This is a genomic window from Microcoleus sp. bin48.metabat.b7b8b9.023 (genome assembly GCF_013299185.1).
Classification (GTDB): domain Bacteria; phylum Cyanobacteriota; class Cyanobacteriia; order Cyanobacteriales; family Microcoleaceae; genus Microcoleus.
Genome location: NZ_JAAFKG010000074.1, coordinates 18,152 through 32,980, shown reverse-complemented (window position 1 = coordinate 32,980; position 14,829 = coordinate 18,152). Strand labels below are relative to the sequence as shown.

The 14,829-nt window shown below is 42.6% G+C and carries 13 protein-coding genes and 2 pseudogenes; 9 read left to right on the top strand and 6 right to left on the bottom strand.

All coding sequences use genetic code 11. The annotated features are described in order from the left end of the window. Positions 1-95 precede the first annotated feature (95 nt). The 4 genes and pseudogenes from QZW82_RS28965 to mrdA all read left to right on the top strand — a co-directional run. Positions 96-272, top strand: a pseudogene (locus tag QZW82_RS28965) (four helix bundle protein); the annotation flags it as partial. 218 nt (positions 273-490) lie between these two features. Next, positions 491-1,525 (top strand): RRXRR domain-containing protein, encoded by a 1,035-nt coding sequence (locus QZW82_RS28960; protein WP_293156774.1) that lies wholly within the window; start codon positions 491-493, stop codon positions 1,523-1,525. Between the two features lie 145 nt (positions 1,526-1,670). Then, positions 1,671-2,357 carry an N-acetylmannosamine-6-phosphate 2-epimerase gene (locus tag QZW82_RS28955; protein WP_293156776.1) on the top strand — a complete coding sequence of 229 codons (687 nt, stop codon included), beginning with the start codon at positions 1,671-1,673 and terminating at the stop codon, positions 2,355-2,357. Positions 2,358-2,659: 302 nt separating this feature from the next. After that, positions 2,660-4,477, top strand: a complete 1,818-nt coding sequence (gene mrdA / locus QZW82_RS28950; protein WP_293156772.1) for a penicillin-binding protein 2 — start codon at positions 2,660-2,662, stop codon at positions 4,475-4,477. Between the two features lie 551 nt (positions 4,478-5,028). On the opposite strand, the gene QZW82_RS28945 is transcribed toward mrdA, so the two are convergent. Further along, positions 5,029-5,172, bottom strand: a complete 144-nt coding sequence (locus QZW82_RS28945) for a hypothetical protein (protein WP_293156770.1) — start codon at positions 5,170-5,172, stop codon at positions 5,029-5,031. Between QZW82_RS28945 and QZW82_RS28940 the strand changes: the two genes are divergently transcribed. After that, the gene (locus tag QZW82_RS28940) at positions 5,171-5,851 is read left to right on the top strand and encodes a pentapeptide repeat-containing protein (protein ID WP_293156768.1); all 681 of its coding nucleotides are present in this window, start codon (positions 5,171-5,173) and stop codon (positions 5,849-5,851) included. The two genes, QZW82_RS28945 and QZW82_RS28940, sit on opposite strands and share 2 nt — an antisense overlap. 179 nt (positions 5,852-6,030) lie before the next feature. On the opposite strand, the gene QZW82_RS28935 is transcribed toward QZW82_RS28940, so the two are convergent. Next, entirely contained in the window at positions 6,031-6,717 is a 687-nt protein-coding gene (locus QZW82_RS28935; protein ID WP_293156766.1) for a DNA/RNA non-specific endonuclease, read from the bottom strand. Positions 6,718-6,730: 13 nt separating this feature from the next. After that, on the bottom strand, positions 6,731-7,774 hold the full coding sequence (locus tag QZW82_RS28930; RefSeq protein WP_293156764.1) for an IS630 family transposase: 1,044 nt from the start codon (positions 7,772-7,774) through the stop codon (positions 6,731-6,733). Positions 7,775-8,203: 429 nt separating this feature from the next. Between QZW82_RS28930 and QZW82_RS28925 the strand changes: the two genes are divergently transcribed. Further along, positions 8,204-8,839: an IS630 family transposase gene (locus QZW82_RS28925; protein WP_293156762.1), complete on the top strand. Its 636-nt coding sequence runs from the start codon at positions 8,204-8,206 to the stop codon at positions 8,837-8,839. An 85-nt stretch (positions 8,840-8,924) separates the two neighbouring features. Here the strand turns inward: QZW82_RS28925 and QZW82_RS32340 are convergent. Both QZW82_RS32340 and rpe read right to left on the bottom strand, forming a co-directional pair. Continuing rightward, a pseudogene (locus QZW82_RS32340) lies at positions 8,925-9,465 on the bottom strand (RNA-guided endonuclease TnpB family protein); the annotation flags it as partial. A gap of 491 nt (positions 9,466-9,956) precedes the next feature. Continuing rightward, positions 9,957-10,658, bottom strand: a complete 702-nt coding sequence (rpe, locus tag QZW82_RS28915; RefSeq protein ID WP_293156758.1) for a ribulose-phosphate 3-epimerase — start codon at positions 10,656-10,658, stop codon at positions 9,957-9,959. Positions 10,659-11,309: 651 nt separating this feature from the next. On the opposite strand from rpe, the gene QZW82_RS28910 reads away from it, so the two are divergent. Both QZW82_RS28910 and QZW82_RS28905 read left to right on the top strand, forming a co-directional pair. Next, a complete protein-coding gene (locus QZW82_RS28910; RefSeq protein ID WP_293156757.1) occupies positions 11,310-11,684 on the top strand; it encodes a hypothetical protein in 375 nt (124 codons plus the stop codon). A 104-nt stretch (positions 11,685-11,788) separates the two neighbouring features. After that, entirely contained in the window at positions 11,789-13,195 is a 1,407-nt protein-coding gene (locus tag QZW82_RS28905; protein ID WP_293156753.1) for an LCP family protein, read from the top strand. Between the two features lie 108 nt (positions 13,196-13,303). Here the strand turns inward: QZW82_RS28905 and QZW82_RS28900 are convergent, their stop codons facing one another. Continuing rightward, positions 13,304-13,726 carry a DUF2809 domain-containing protein gene (locus QZW82_RS28900; RefSeq protein WP_293156750.1) on the bottom strand — a complete coding sequence of 141 codons (423 nt, stop codon included), beginning with the start codon at positions 13,724-13,726 and terminating at the stop codon, positions 13,304-13,306. A gap of 159 nt (positions 13,727-13,885) precedes the next feature. On the opposite strand from QZW82_RS28900, the gene QZW82_RS28895 reads away from it, so the two are divergent. Then, a complete protein-coding gene (locus tag QZW82_RS28895) occupies positions 13,886-14,527 on the top strand; it encodes a ceramidase domain-containing protein (RefSeq protein WP_293156747.1) in 642 nt (213 codons plus the stop codon). Positions 14,528-14,829 lie beyond the last annotated feature (302 nt).

Genomic DNA, 14,829 nt, shown 5'->3' with positions numbered 1-14,829 from the left:
ATCCCTAACTGGGTGATGCGATAATTGCACAGATTTCTGGGTGTTTTTACTCACTATTATCTCGGATAATTCACTTTTACCCCCTCAAGCAGTGTATGTGCCAGTTGGGGGTGCGGAATGTGGGTTATAAGTTAGCGGAAAGTTTGGCGAATCAGATTTGGGAGATTGTTAAAAAATGGGATTACTTCACAAAAGACACGATGGGCAAACAGATAGTTCGGTCTGCTGATAGTGTCTGTGCTAATATTGCTGAAGGAAGAGGTCGTTATAGTCACTAACCCCAGCTATCAAGGCATGAGGCTTGGAAGAGGAAGATTCACCACCTTCTTAATCTGAGACTAAAACAGTGTCTAGCCTGCGTCTTTAAGACAAACTGAGCCATCTGGGAGTGGTATCCTACCAGACGTTAAGAATGCTTCCCTAGTTTTTAACCTCTCTGATGTGCCAGTGGCGAAGGGAAATATATACCTAGAAATAGGACTTACCGTAAATGTTTGTACCCGTTGTCAACAGTCAAAATAGACCGTTAATGCCGACTACCCCAAGTCGCGCAAAGCGCTGGATGCGATCGGGCAAGGCAACACCATTCTGGAAGAAGGGGGTATTTTGTGTCCGGCTAAATGTAGAACCTTCAAATCACAACTATCAGCCCATTACCGTAGGCATCGATCCGGGTAGCAAGCGCGAAGGATTTACCGTTAAATCCAAATCACATACCTACTTAAACATCCAAACTCATGCTGTTGATTGGGTGAAAGACAGAGTTGAAGTAAGGCGCAATATGCGACGTTCTCGTAGGTTTCGGAACACGCCGTGCCGTCAAAACCGAGCTAACAGGTTGGTCAACAAAAATCGCATACCCCCATCTACTAAGTCGAGATGGCACTGGAAGTTAAGGATAGTTAATTGGTTGACGTTAATGTTTCCGATATCAACATTTGTTGTGGAGGATATTAAAGCGCGAAAGAGGAAAAACGGACGTAAGTGGAACGTATCGTTTAGTCCTTTGGAAGTGGGCAAGCACTGGTTTTACGACCAACTCAGAAAGATTGCCCATCTTGAGATTAGATCGGGAAACGATACTTACGAACTGCGTCAAAATTTAGGACTAAAGAAATCCAAACAGAAGCTATCAAACAAGTTTGAGGCTCACTGTGTTGATTCTTGGGTGTTGGCTAATTGGTACGCGGGAGGACACATTCAACCCGACAACTCATCGCTAATTGAGATTGTCCCCCTTGAATTTCATCGCAGACAACTCCATCGCTTGCAACATTCTACTGGTCATATTCGATCTAGATATGGTGGCACTTTAAGTGTGGGTTTTAAACGCGGTTCAATCGTTAAACACCGTAAATATGGGTTCTGTTACGTTGGAGGCTGGCAAGAATCCCCAACAAAGAAAGACCCGTACCGGAAAACAATTAGCTTGCACGATTTAAAAACTGGCAAGCGTCTAACTCAAAACGCATCGCCCACAGATTGTAAATTTTTGTCCTACAACTCGTGGCGTATTGCAAATTAAATTTGTAAAGCCGTCAAGCGAAGGACGGGGTTTCTACCCATAGGGCACAGGGAATAAATTACAAAAAAGCCCAATGCCCCATGCCCCATGCCCCATGCCCCATCCCTCCGCTTCGCTTCGCCCAATTCCCAATTCCCCCTTCCCCATGATTAACTGTCAAATTCCCACAGGATTAATTGTTTCTTGTCAAGCACCTGCTGATTCGCCGCTGCACGATCCGATCGTGATTGCAGCAATGGCTCGCGCCGCCATCAATCGAGGTGCATCGGGCGTGCGGATTGACACCCCGGCTCACGTTGCAGCGGTGCGACAACAGGTATCGGCTCCTATAATTGGCATTTGGAAGCAGCAATTGCCGGGATGCGAGATTTACATTACTCCTCGGTTTGAAGACGCGCGGGCGATCGCACTTGCAGGAGCAGATATTATTGCCATTGATGCGACTTTGCGAAACCGCCCTGCTGGCGAAGACTTAAAGACATTAATCGATCGCATTCACAAAGAATTAGGGAAATTAGTCATGGCGGATGTAGATACTATAGAATCTGCGATCGCCGCTGCTGAAGCTGGTGCAGATACTGTCGGTACTACTCTTTTTGGCTACACACCCCAAACAGAAAGTTTCTCGCCGCCCGGATTTGATTTGCTAGCGCAAATGGTAGCAAAGCTCAAGGTTCCCGTTATCTGCGAAGGCGGAATCTCTGGGCCCTCCATGGCTAAAAAAGCATTGAATTTAGGAGCAACGGCTGTTGTTGTCGGTGGAGATATTACTGGAATTGATCTTAAGGTGACAGCCTATGCGTCGTTCATTCAGTTGACAGTTGACAGTTGACAGTTGACAATTGACAGCAACCTCTAGCTGGAAGTCCGAGGATTGGAGTAATGAATCGTCTGATTTTAATTTCTACGCCAAACCCAGAGGCTTTCAAGCAATTATTTCTGGCAATATCAAAAAAAGCATAAAATTGTAGAACAAAAACTCTACGGGATTTTACGCACTTATGTCTCTGCCAATAGACATATTTATGTCGGTCACTAAAGAGCTAAAAGTTGTCATCGCTGTATCCTGGGCGAAATAATCCGGATGAGAATTAGATCTGCCTGTTAATTGAATCAAAGAGCAGATTAATTAATATGGCTAGCGATTTTTCTTTTAACTCTAAAGTCCGATTAAACAAAAATACCTCGGACAATCCTCGACAGCAACGCAGTCGATCGCTCCAAGTGATGATTTTTATGCTAATAGTCACTACCATGGTGGGGATGCCGATCTTTCGTCTAGCCGAATTGCAACTGGTACAGGGATCATACAACCGACAGCGGGCGGAAAATAACCGCATTCGCCCTGTCTCAGTCGCAGCTAATCGCGGTCAAATTGTAGATCGCAACGGCAAAATTTTGGCAGCGAGCCGCGTATCGCGATCGGTGTATTTGTGGCCAAAAGAGCGATCGCCCCAAGAGTGGCAAGAAGTCGTGGCTACACTGAGCCCGATCGTCAAACTTCCCGCCACCGAAATCATCAAAAAAATCGATGAAGCAGGCTACAAATCAGCCCTACCAGTGCGAATCAGTAAAAATATTGATATCGGTACTTTCGTCGCTTTGGGAGAACAAGCTAATACTTTGCGAGGAGTTGAAATTCGCTCCGAATCGAGCCGAGACAATCCCAACCAAGAATTAGCAGCTCACGTTTTGGGATACGTCGGTGAAGCTAGTTTAGATCAATTAAAAGCTAATCCAGCATATCCGATGGGCATGATCGTCGGTCAGATGGGAGTTGAAAAATTAGTTAATTCAACTTTAGAAGGCGTTTGGGGAAACCGCTTAATTGAGGTGAATGCTAAGGGGGAAGAAATCCAAGACTTAGGTATAAAAGACCCTATTCCCGGCAAACCCGTGCAGCTAACCTTAGATTTAGATATGCAAAAAACTGCCGAAAAAGCTTTGGGCGATCGCCTGGGTGCCGTTGTAGCGATCGACGTGAAGACCGGAGCACTGTTAACAATGGGTAGTTGGCCGACATTTGACCCCAACATTTTCACCCGCAAGGTGACTCAAAAAGAATGGGATAGACTGCAAGGGCCAGAAAAACCATTTTTAAATCGCGCTGTTCAAGGCTATCCAGTCGGCAGCACTTTTAAAATTGTAACTTCTGTCGCCGGGATGGAATCGGGCAAGTTTGCTCCTGACTCGACTTTACTATCATCTTCTTCAATTACGATCGGTGGCATTTCTTTCAACGAACACGGCGCGGGTCAAGGTGTTATCGGTTTCCGCGATGCTTTGGCCTTTAGCAGCAATACATTTTTCTATCAAGTAGGCATGGCGGCAGGCCCGGAACAAATGTCGAAATGGGCGTCTAAAATGGGGATTGGCGGGACGATTAATTTAGATATTTTGGGGATAGACGGCGCCAATCACGGTCAAGTGCCCACGCCAGCAGAGAAAAAGAAAATGTACAAGGAAGATTGGTATGTGGGCGATACCGTCACAATGGCGATCGGTCAAGGCTTGGTACTTTGTACTCCCCTAGAATTAGCAGTTATGGTATCAACAATTGCTAACGGCGGTTCGCGAGTGCAGCCGCACTTGTTGGCATCTCAAACCAATACACCCCTCACGAAAAAAATCCCAACAGGAATTAAACCTTCTACTTTAAAGGTCATCAAAGAAGGATTAGTTGACGTGGTGAAAAAGGGTACAGGCCGCGGTCTGAATGACGGTACAATTCCTTTAAGTGCTGGTAAGACAGGGACTGTGGAAATGCCCGGTCATCCTGACAATTCTATGTATGTAGGTTTTGCACCCGCTGACAAGCCGGAAGTTGCGATCGCAGTTATAGTCGAAGGAGGCGGATTTGGTGCTGTCTCGGCCGCACCAATTGCTCACGAGGTCTTTAAAACCTATTTTCAAAAGCAAGGTTTTAAACCTACTAATAAGCCTTTCAAATAATAATTGATATTATGTCCTGTCAATTACCATAAAAACGGTTTGTAGTGAGGACTTTAGTCCGCGCCGTGTCAATTATCCGCCATAAAAACGGTTTGTAGTGAGGACTTTAGTCCGCGCCGTGTCAATTATCCGCCATAAAAACGGTTTGTAGTGAGGACTTTAGTCCGCGCCGTGTCAATTACCATAAAAACGGTTTGTAGTGAGGACTTTAGTCCGCATCCAAATCCGAGGAGAGGACTGAAGTCCTCACTACAAACCAATCTTAATTATGGTAATTCGAGGGGACATAATATTAATTATTGACTGTTGACTGTTCATATTTTGTGATGTAAGGTGCGCCCGCGCACCTTACTGTTATCAATGCACTCAAAAGTTTTCTCCAACCAATCGTCTCACCTCCAAAGTCGATAAATTCATCATTTGCGCCACCTGTTCTATATTCATCCCAGAATTTAAAAGTTGAGTTAAGGAATAAAAATTCAATAATTTCAGCATCTTTACGCCCGCTAGCTTTGCAGGCAAGGATTGAAAGTTCGAGATTGCTTAAGTTATTAAATTGCCATTCCTAAGAGCGATCGCAAAGCTGAATCCGCTGCCAGCCGCGCTTGCTGTTCTTCCTTGTGAGCCTTCAAAGATTGAGTTATTTTAGTAGTATCAACATTTTTATTCTCAACAGATTCTAGAAATAAAGTCATGAACGAAGAAGAAAAAGAAGCAGAATATATCAGAATATACAACAGTAGAAAACATTTGTGGTTGGAAGAAGTGCTGAGGCGCTATGAGGCTGGGGAGAGAGACTTTTCTTTGATTAAAGTGAAATTGAGCAACGAGCAGTCTAAGGAGCGCTACTTAAGTGGAGTGAACTTGAGTGGAGCTAACTTCAAGGAAAGTGACTTACGATCCCTGGTTTTTTACGGAGAAGGAATCAATTTTAGTGGCTCAGATTTGAGCGACCTCGACTTGGCCTACGCACATTTTGAAGATGCGGATTTGAGTGGGGCTAACCTGAGCGAAGCTTGTCTGTGGCGAGCTAACTTTGACAGAGCGGATTTGACTGGGGCGAATTTGACTCAAACCGATTTGCAGGAGACTAAGTTTTACGACGCGAATTTGAGTAGAGCAAACTTAAGTGGAGCCGAGATGATTGAGACAAGTTTTGGTGATGCTAACTTAACCGATAGTGATTTTAGGAATGCTAAGTTTAAAGATAGCGTTCGTTTTTATCGGGCTGACTTGACGAGAACTAACTTTTTTGGTACTGAGTTGGATCTGGATGAAATTAGAGCTAACAAATCTGAAATGGCTATTTTTACAGATGCTCACTTTAAAGATACCATCATGCCCGATGGTACTATTTGGAATAGTGAAGACTAATTCGTAGCTACTATAGCACGTCTAAATGAGTTGTATAATCTTTGTAAGGGTAATCCCCCCTGAAGAACCCCGTGATTGTCAGGGCAGGCACTCTTGGCATCGCCCCTACATATCTATACAAATGATTTAGACGCGCTATATCAACTAATTACCTACCCTCAGCAAAAGAGGAAGTTAGTTTAACCAGGTTTTTGGGGAAGAAGGGATATGTTTTTTTTCATTTTGTCCTTGCTGTTAGGGTCTTTAATCTGAGAAAGAAAGTCATATCTAAATGAGTCGCCAGATTTTTCTAAATCTGCATTCAGTCTTTCTTCTAGCTTGCCAATGGGAATTAAACGCTCTTCCCAACCCAAGGTATTATTTTTGACGATAATATTTCCCTTGGCATCTTTTGTCGTGTAATCTAGGCTCTTCTGAATTTCATAGGAATTGTTCGGCATCCAAAAAGCAAAGTGATAATCTGGCTTGTCAGATGTTGAATTTGGCTTGAATCCCAGCACAACTTTCCAGAGAGCACTAGGAACTGTTATCGTTCGAGTGCCGTCCGCTGTTTTGAAATTTTTAAAAGAATTGGGATTATCCTGAAGTGGAGCTTCCACAACTCTTCCTCTTTCATTTAAAACTGTCACAGTAGGAGGAGTAGAATATTTTGTTAACTCTCCACCACCAGAACCGTACACACCAGAAGAGATATAGAACTTATAAGGTGTTGGCTGTCCTTCATTTTTAAGACGCGCCAGATCCTGTAGTTTCTCTTCCAAACCGCTCCAAGCACCTCCATTTCCCTTGGAATCTTGAGGAACAATATTCGTAGTTAAGAAACTAGCATAAGTAGGTAGGCGGGAAAAAACCAATCTATGTAACAAAACATTAAGCTACTTAATTGGAGTTAAACTTAAGACGTTCAGTGGTGTAATTTCCCCTCTGTCCTCTAGCTTCTACTCCATGAATTACGGCATAGGCTAGTTCTAATTCATCATCAAACATTTGTCCCGCTAACTCATCTTTCTTAATATGTTGCCACTCCAATTCAATGGGGTTCATTTCCGAACAATACTTGGGCAAAAAGAAGATATATAAACCTTGCTTTTCCCAATGTGGCCATAACTCTTGGACTTCTTTGCATCGGTGTATTGGGCCGTTGTCTTGTACAATTACTCTCGGTCGTCCAATTTCAGCAGCTTCCTTCGCTTCTCGCTCCATCATTTTAATATAAGCTTTTCGATCAACACCCCCAATTACTAAACCATAAATAAAACTGATTAAGAGTTGAAGAAGTCCTATAATACTTAGTCTACGACCACGCCGTTTCGTTTGTTCTAATCGTTTCTGCTCACCTATTTCGTAATAAGTATAGCCTGGTTCACTCCACGCACAAAAACCTGATTCATCTAAATACTTTAAGTCAATTCCTCCCGCCGCTGCCTCTAATTGCAACATATCTAAGTCAGATTGCTTCGTTTCTTGTACTATGGGGTCTTGTTTTCCTTTGTGACTTTTTCTGGCTCGTTTCCAAACAACCCTTTTTTTTAGTATCCTTCTTAATCGATCGGCACTTAGTTTGACAGAACGTTCTTTTTCTAATTTCTGGACTAATTGAAGACTGTTATATGTACGTGATTCATTTTTGAGGGCTTCTTTTAAAAACTCTATATCTTCGTCTTTCCACGTTGGCTTTGCCCCTCGACCAGGCAACTCCCAAAGCCCTTCCATGCCTAGATTCGACCATTTATGTAAAACCTCTCTCACTGTTTGTAAAGTCCAATTAAAATGAGCAGCTATTTTTTCAACGTACCAGCCATGTGCATTTAATCTAATTACTTCTGCTCTATCTTTAACTTTTTGTGGAACATCCGCAGTTCTGAGTTGGAAGAGAGTTTTGTCTTGCTGTTGAGTCAGGAATACCCTTAATCTAGCGCCCATATATTTAGTTACCTCAGTCAATACTTCGGACAGTTTTTTAACGACTCTGTAAGCGTTAAAGCGTAAGCCCTGGCATTTTTAATGGTTTTTTGAAACGAGCGGGCGCTTACTTAAAGATTGAAAAAATAGTCATCCCTATAGCCATCAAGGGTTTGAGATACTAGATTAGATCTAAAACTGTCCGAAGTATTGCTCAGTAGATCTATTCTCTTTGTTTACTTATCTTAACATAGTTCGTTTTTTTTGCGCCGACCTACTTAAACCGTATTGGGGCATAAAGGGCCAAAAGGATATTTAACGTCTCTTCAGAAAACTGAAGTAATCGAATGGCTAAAGAATAAAGAATCTTGGGATTTCGATGAGCTAGTTAATTATTTAGACCAAGAGTTTGGTGTCATATATAAATCAAAATAGAGCTACTATGAACTTTTGTCTATTGCAAAAATTACCTGGAAAAGAACTCAGAAAGTTAATCCTAAAGCCGATAATGAACTGGTCAAGACAAAGAGAGAAGAAATTAACAATACTTTGTCTGAAAACAATGTCCAGATAGAATCTGGGGAAACAATAGTATTTTTTATAGATGAATGTCATCTACTTCATGGTGATATCAATGGCTACGCTTGGGGTCTATCTGACACAAGAATTGAAGTCCCAATTACCAATCAAAAAAATAGACAAACTTATTTTGGTGCATTAAATTATCAAACCAAACAATTCCATGCTCAAGGCTATGAATCTGGTGATGGAAAATCAACAGTTAAATTCATAAAATACTTACAAGATAAATACAAAGGGCGGAGGATTATCTTGATTTGGGATGGGGCTAGCTATCATAGATATGGAGAATTTAAAGATTATTTGTTATCAGTCAATGCTGACAAAGAACCTGATAATTGGTCGATTACTTGTATTTTGTTTGCTCCCAATGCTCCCGAACAAAATCCAGTTGAAGATATTTGGTTACAAGCTAAATTTTTTTTACGAAGGTATTGGTATTTATGTAAGTCTTTTAAGATCGTCAAATTTTTGGAGAGAGTTTTTTACCAAGGAACAGAAATTTGATTTCCCGAAAATTCATCAGTACACCTATACATAGAAAATCATTTAGGATTGCTATAGCTACTAATTCTTTTGGGTTTTCGACGACGGTGGACTCCGGCTGGGTACAGGCATTGTAAATTACCTCTATTACATAGGAATCACATTTTGGCACTAATCTAATTTGACAAATTCGCTTTGGTTTTACCTCGGTTTTAATTAAAATATTAGTACCGGAAAGTTTTATAATTCTTTTCTTTAGTTGCTTGCTACTAATGGCTTGAATCGTATAGACTAGAATATTCCGACCCTTGACTTTATCTTTGTACTTCGGTAATTTCGGGCGACCCGTGAATCACGCGCAAGTCGATTTTGTAAGCTTTGACTGCTTCAAAAAAAGACTTCCAATTTTTGTCTAATATCATTAATATTTGTTGACTTACCTTGGCGGGTAATTCTTTGTATGCTTGATGAGATTTCATCAAACGATTCATTTCGTTGTAATTGATATAACCCCATCCGTAGACAAAACTTTGAGGGATAACGTAGTTAGCAGCGTTATACAAATTTTTGGATTTAAAGGCTAGTACATCTATTTCAACAAAACGATTCTCGCTGGATTTAATGATGTGTCTCTCTGCTAGTTGCATTTAGACTCTCCATTTTTTAACGCTCGCGATAAATTTATCAGTTCACCCTTGTGACTATATAATACTACAATTGCTTACTACTGCTTGTAAACTTAATGAAGTTTTATAATACCATTTTTTTAAAGTTATGACAGACTTTTGCAAACAGGGAAAGTGTATGAATTACAATGTCTTGTCGTGCTCGATCTCTATCGGATATTTAGAAAAATGGTATAACGTGCGCTTACCCTGCGACGGTGACGGATGCGGAGGTTATTAAAGAGATTAAACGATCGCTTTTTTGTTGGCTAGTTCCTGGCTTTGTGAAAAATACCGTTAACCTGACGTTGCGGCTTAGATCTTGATACTTTTGGGACTGACAATGTCGGCTCAATATTGGAAATCAACAGACGTTTAAATATCTCAAAAAATTATCGCTTCACAGATGCCTGTGAAGCGATAATTTTGGGAAAAGTCTATTAGCAATTTATCGGACGCGATCGCATTTTCAATTAAACAGCCGCCAACTGTGGAGTCGGACGCTTGCTGTTGCGGATACCCTCGATCGCACCTGCGTAATCCTTCGCCTTAAATACCGCAGAACCAGCTACGATCGCATTTGCGCCCGCTTCCAACACCTGCCAAGTATTATCCACCTTCAAACCACCATCCACCTCAATCCAAGGATCGAGACCTCTCTCGTCGCACATTTGGCGCAGCTTGCGAATTTTTGGTACCATAGTCGGGATAAAGCTTTGACCGCCAAAGCCCGGATTGACGCTCATAATCAGCACCAAATCGCAAAGATCCAGCACGTGCTCGATCAACTCCAGCGGTGTCGAAGGATTCAAAACCACACCAGCCATTTTGCCCAATTCCCGAATTTGACCCAGGGTGCGGTGCAAGTGAGGCGAAGCATTGTGTTCGGCGTGCACCGAAATAATGTCAGCACCAGCTTTCGCGAAGTCCTCGACGTACTTCTCCGGTTCCACAATCATCAGGTGGACATCCAGAGGTTTCTTGGTGACGGGGCGAATTGCTTCGACAATCAGCGGCCCGATCGTAATATTAGGTACAAAGCGACCGTCCATCACATCTACGTGAATCCAGTCGGCGCCAGCGCGATCGACAGCCTGAATCTCTTCTCCGAGACGGCTAAAATCGGCTGATAATATTGATGGAGAAATAACGATCGATTTTTGGGATTTGGTCATGGCTAGGTCTGTGTCTCCTGTCTCCTGTGCTGTATCCAGTTTATCAAAATACGGCTCTCCGGGTCGAAAAGTTGTCAATAATAGGTAAGGGCAGGTTTAGCGGCCAAATTTTGCCTCTAAGAGACAATTTTTGTGCAAAACCTGCCCTGCTGCGAATTTTGGTTTACGATTTGACACTCCTCGCTCTCAAGAGACGAGGATTCTTAATTCAGCGACTGACCTTTAAGTAGTATGTCCTTGCGGCAATTCTTAAACCTCTCAACCGTACAATAGTACCAATCGCCAAGTCTAATTCATAGTTACCCCAGAGGGTCTATCTCCAAAAGCGTACTAGGATACTAGCCTAGAGTTCGGGCGTGCCCCGCCCTACTTCATCGGTTGAACCAAATTCTTTATTCTCTGGTACAGAGAATTCGTTGATTCTCTAGCTGTTTTAAGAGTTTTCGCCGCTCTGCGTCCAAGTGCTTTATGCCTAAAAGTGTGTCTTAACCGTTTCACTCCGGGCAAAGGAGTTTAACCTTGACCTTACTATTTTAATATAAAGCCGTCCTAGAAGGACGCGGTTTTAAACCCAATTTTTTGATAAATTTTCCGTCTAATAAATAACTTGTGTGCAAAACTAGATCTCCTGCAAATTTTCTGTAGCCAATTATGAAAAATAAAGATCCCTTAGACAATCCCGAACTCGATCGGGCAAGTCTGTTTGTACTAATGATCCCAGTCATCGGCTTTTTCCCCGCCCTGTGGAATCTTTACCGCCGTCAGGGCAGCCCCGAGCGCAAAGCCGTCAGCCGATTGGCAATTGCCCTTGCATTTAGCTGGCTCTTAGGACATATTCTTTTAGAAGCTGGAGCGATTTCTGCGGAATCTTCGACACTTACCATGTTATTAATGAGTAGCCTGCTGACAACCAGCTATTTTATCGTTGCTCTGGGACTGATGGTTCGCCTCTGGAAGCGTCAACCGCTATGGTTGCCCGGAATTAGCCGCGTAGCCGAGCAAGTGGTCGGCAAACATTTATCATAATTTAGGGTTCTTTTAAGCCCCTACCGTATTGATTGACTGCGTTTTCAGCTTGATACTACATATTGTCGCGATCTTTTTTATTTTTGTTGTGTGTGAGGAAGCCAGTGCCAGCTCAAAAAACTCCTAATCAAGACCCTATCAAACAATCAACCGCTCAACCTTCAACCAAAAAATCGCACCAACCGCATCGAGGCCGTTGGCTGGGTTTTGGTTTTGGTTTGGCTGGAGTAGCCATGCTCTCAGCCACAGCCGGAGCGCTGCTAGCCGTCTCCCTTTCCACAACGCCGCTTCAGCAACAAAAGTTGAGCCCTGAAGAAGCGGCGGTGTTTTCTCAAGGCGACATGGCAAAGCTCAGCATGAAGATGCCGGAGCTGACTCGCCCAGTTAATATTTTAGTCTTAGGACTTAAGGTTCTGAGTTCAGACCTCGAAGGCCATCCCGATAAAGACAAGGGATACGATGTCTGGCAAAACTCTTTTAAGGGTTTAACCGATACTATGCTGTTGGTGAGGTTTGACCCTCAAAATAAAAAAATAAGCGTGCTTTCCATTCCGCGAGACACCCGCACCTATGTCGAAGGTAGGGGTGTCGTGAAAATCAACGAAGCTAATTACTACGGCGGCCCTGCTTCATCCGCTAAGTCAGTAAGCGGACTGCTGGGCGGCGTGGGAATCGATCGCTATGTCACAGTCAATATTCAAGGCATCAAAAGTTTGGTAGATGCCCTGGGCGGGATTACTATTAATGTCCCTAAAGACATGAAGTATACCGATGAAAGTCAGCATTTATATATAGATTTAAAGGCTGGCAAACAACGTCTGAATGGCGAACAAATCGTACACTATTTGCTTTACCGACATGACGATTTAGGCGATATCGGGCGGGTACAGCGCCAGCAATTGTTGATGCGGGCTTTTGTGGAAGAGCAAGTTAATGTTGGTTTGCTCTCTCGGTTGCCGAAGATTTTATCGGTGATTCAGTCTCACCTTGATACTAATTTGAGTATAGAAGAATTGGTGGCTTTGGCTGGTTTTGCTACTCAAACCGATCGCGCTGGAGTGCAGATGTTGATGGTTCCTGGCAAATTCAGCGATCCTAAGGACTACAAGGCAAGTTTTTGGTTGCCAGACCAAAATGGCATCGAAACTCTGGTAGCAAAGCATTTTGACTTCGGTCAAAATACTTGGACAATCGAGAATGCTGATTCGACTTTTCTGAAGGTGGCGATTCAAGACAGTACGGGCGATCGATCGGCGGTTGAAGATTTTGTCAGGACTTTAACTCGGGCAGGCTATCGGAATGTGCAAGTTTCTAAAGCTTGGTCTGAACCGCTAGACCTAACGACGATTGTAGCTCAAGACGGGGACATTAAAAGTGCTCAAGCGATTCGCCAGTCTTTGGGTTTTGGAGAGGTGCTGGTTGAGAGTACGGGTGCTTTGCAGTCAGACGTGACAATCAGATTGGGTAAGGATTGGTTGAGTAAAAAAACTCAGTCTGGCGGAGGGCTTTAAGTCTTTTTAAACGGAGATATTTTTGCACTAATATCAGCAGGCAAGATGCCTGTTCCACAAAAATTAGATTTTATTGTGGAACGGGCATCTTGCCCGTTTATGAAAGGCTTATTGACAATGGTTCGATCGCCTCAGCCACCGCACCCACACCCAACCCAAAAAACTACCGATAAAATAAGACGGAAAATCCGACCAAGTAAAGGAGTTTCCCAATACCAATCGTCCCGGTAAAGTAGCTCTAGCTGCTTGTAAAAACGGAGGTTGCCACAGTTGCAAAAACTCCAATCCGCAGGTAGCAATACACACTCCTATAGCAACCCAAACGAGGGAAGCTTGCGGCCACAAGAAAACTGTTAGCAAAATCCAAAATATTTGATAAGCTACGGCCCCGAAAAAGTCGTTGAACCATTCCGGTGCAGGGCCGCGAGAAAACCTGATCGTGTAACCTAAAGGGATAATTACAGCAATGCTGATTAGCAAGGCTACTCGATATTTAAAAAAATGGTGACGGGGATAAAATGGAGAATTCATTAAAATTGAGACAGGTTTTTTGTTCGATTTAAGGATTGTACTGTAGTCTGAATTAGACATCTCCTAAAGAGCCACTCAAGGGCAGGCGTTCCGCCTAATCCCTACTTCCCACAAGAATTGTGGGAGAGGTACATTATACTCTCAAAACAGTGACATGAAATGAATGATTACATCGATCTTTACTGCGAACGTATTATTCCTGGTTTATGGAGTGAACCACTAAATGCTGTATCTAATATTTCTTTTTTCATTGCAGCATGGGCTATTTTTCAATTGACTCGGCAACAGCAAAAAGTACCGACTGGTATTTGGATATTGATTAGTTTAGCCACCAGTATAGGTATTGGAAGTACCCTATTTCATACATTTGCGACAGAATGGGCAGGATTGCTAGATATGATTCCTATTGTGCTCTTTCAGCTTGTTTTTTTATGGTTGTATAGCCGTCAAGTAGTTAGAATGAAATATGGATATGCAGGAGGATTGCTAGTAGGATTTTTATTTGCAAGCAACTTCAGCAATCAATTTACAAATGTTCTCAACGGTTCTCTTTCTTATGCTCCTACTTTTTTAGTGTTACTAGGGCTTGGACTATATCACTACCAACAGAAAAAGCGTGAGCCATTTGTTCTATTAGCAGCATCGGGGGTATTCTTGTTAGCCCTTTCATTCCGAACTGTCGATCGCGCAATTTGTCCTTACTTTTCAACGGGCACTCATTTTCTTTGGCATCTTTGTAATGGTATTTTGCTGTACTTATCAGCAAGAGCATTAATCCTAAACAGGTCTATGATGGAGTAGGGTTTACTTAAGAAAAATCTGACTTGCCCAAAATGGCTATATTGCCAGAAAATCGTCAGATGAAATTCATCAAAAGCATTAAGTAAACCGTATTGCAATACAATCCACTCCATCAAGAGAAGAGTTTTGAACCGTATTGGGGCGCTTTTGGCGCAGAGGGAAGAGTATTGCGAGGGTTTTGGATGTCGTAAAAAAACCTTTTATCCCTCCCCTCTCTGTGTTCTCTGTGTTCTCTGCGGTAAAATCTTCTTAATATCTACTTCACCTCTTTATAATCCAAAAATCGTCAGATGAAATTCATC

Excerpts from the sequence above, each read along its gene's own strand:
- QZW82_RS28895 (WP_293156747.1), top strand. The coding sequence starts at position 13,886 with ATGAATGATTACATCGATCTTTACTGCGAACGTATTATTCCTGGTTTA.
- QZW82_RS28930 (WP_293156764.1), bottom strand. The coding sequence starts at position 7,774 with ATGGGCGCTAGATTAAGGGTATTCCTGACTCAACAGCAAGACAAAACT.
- QZW82_RS28955 (WP_293156776.1), top strand. The coding sequence starts at position 1,671 with ATGATTAACTGTCAAATTCCCACAGGATTAATTGTTTCTTGTCAAGCA.
- QZW82_RS28960 (WP_293156774.1), top strand. The coding sequence starts at position 491 with ATGTTTGTACCCGTTGTCAACAGTCAAAATAGACCGTTAATGCCGACT.
- QZW82_RS28945 (WP_293156770.1), bottom strand. The coding sequence starts at position 5,172 with ATGACTTTATTTCTAGAATCTGTTGAGAATAAAAATGTTGATACTACT.
- QZW82_RS28910 (WP_293156757.1), top strand. The coding sequence starts at position 11,310 with ATGAAAAATAAAGATCCCTTAGACAATCCCGAACTCGATCGGGCAAGT.
- QZW82_RS28900 (WP_293156750.1), bottom strand. The coding sequence starts at position 13,726 with ATGAATTCTCCATTTTATCCCCGTCACCATTTTTTTAAATATCGAGTA.
- mrdA (WP_293156772.1), top strand. The coding sequence starts at position 2,660 with ATGGCTAGCGATTTTTCTTTTAACTCTAAAGTCCGATTAAACAAAAAT.
- QZW82_RS28940 (WP_293156768.1), top strand. The coding sequence starts at position 5,171 with ATGAACGAAGAAGAAAAAGAAGCAGAATATATCAGAATATACAACAGT.
- rpe (WP_293156758.1), bottom strand. The coding sequence starts at position 10,658 with ATGACCAAATCCCAAAAATCGATCGTTATTTCTCCATCAATATTATCA.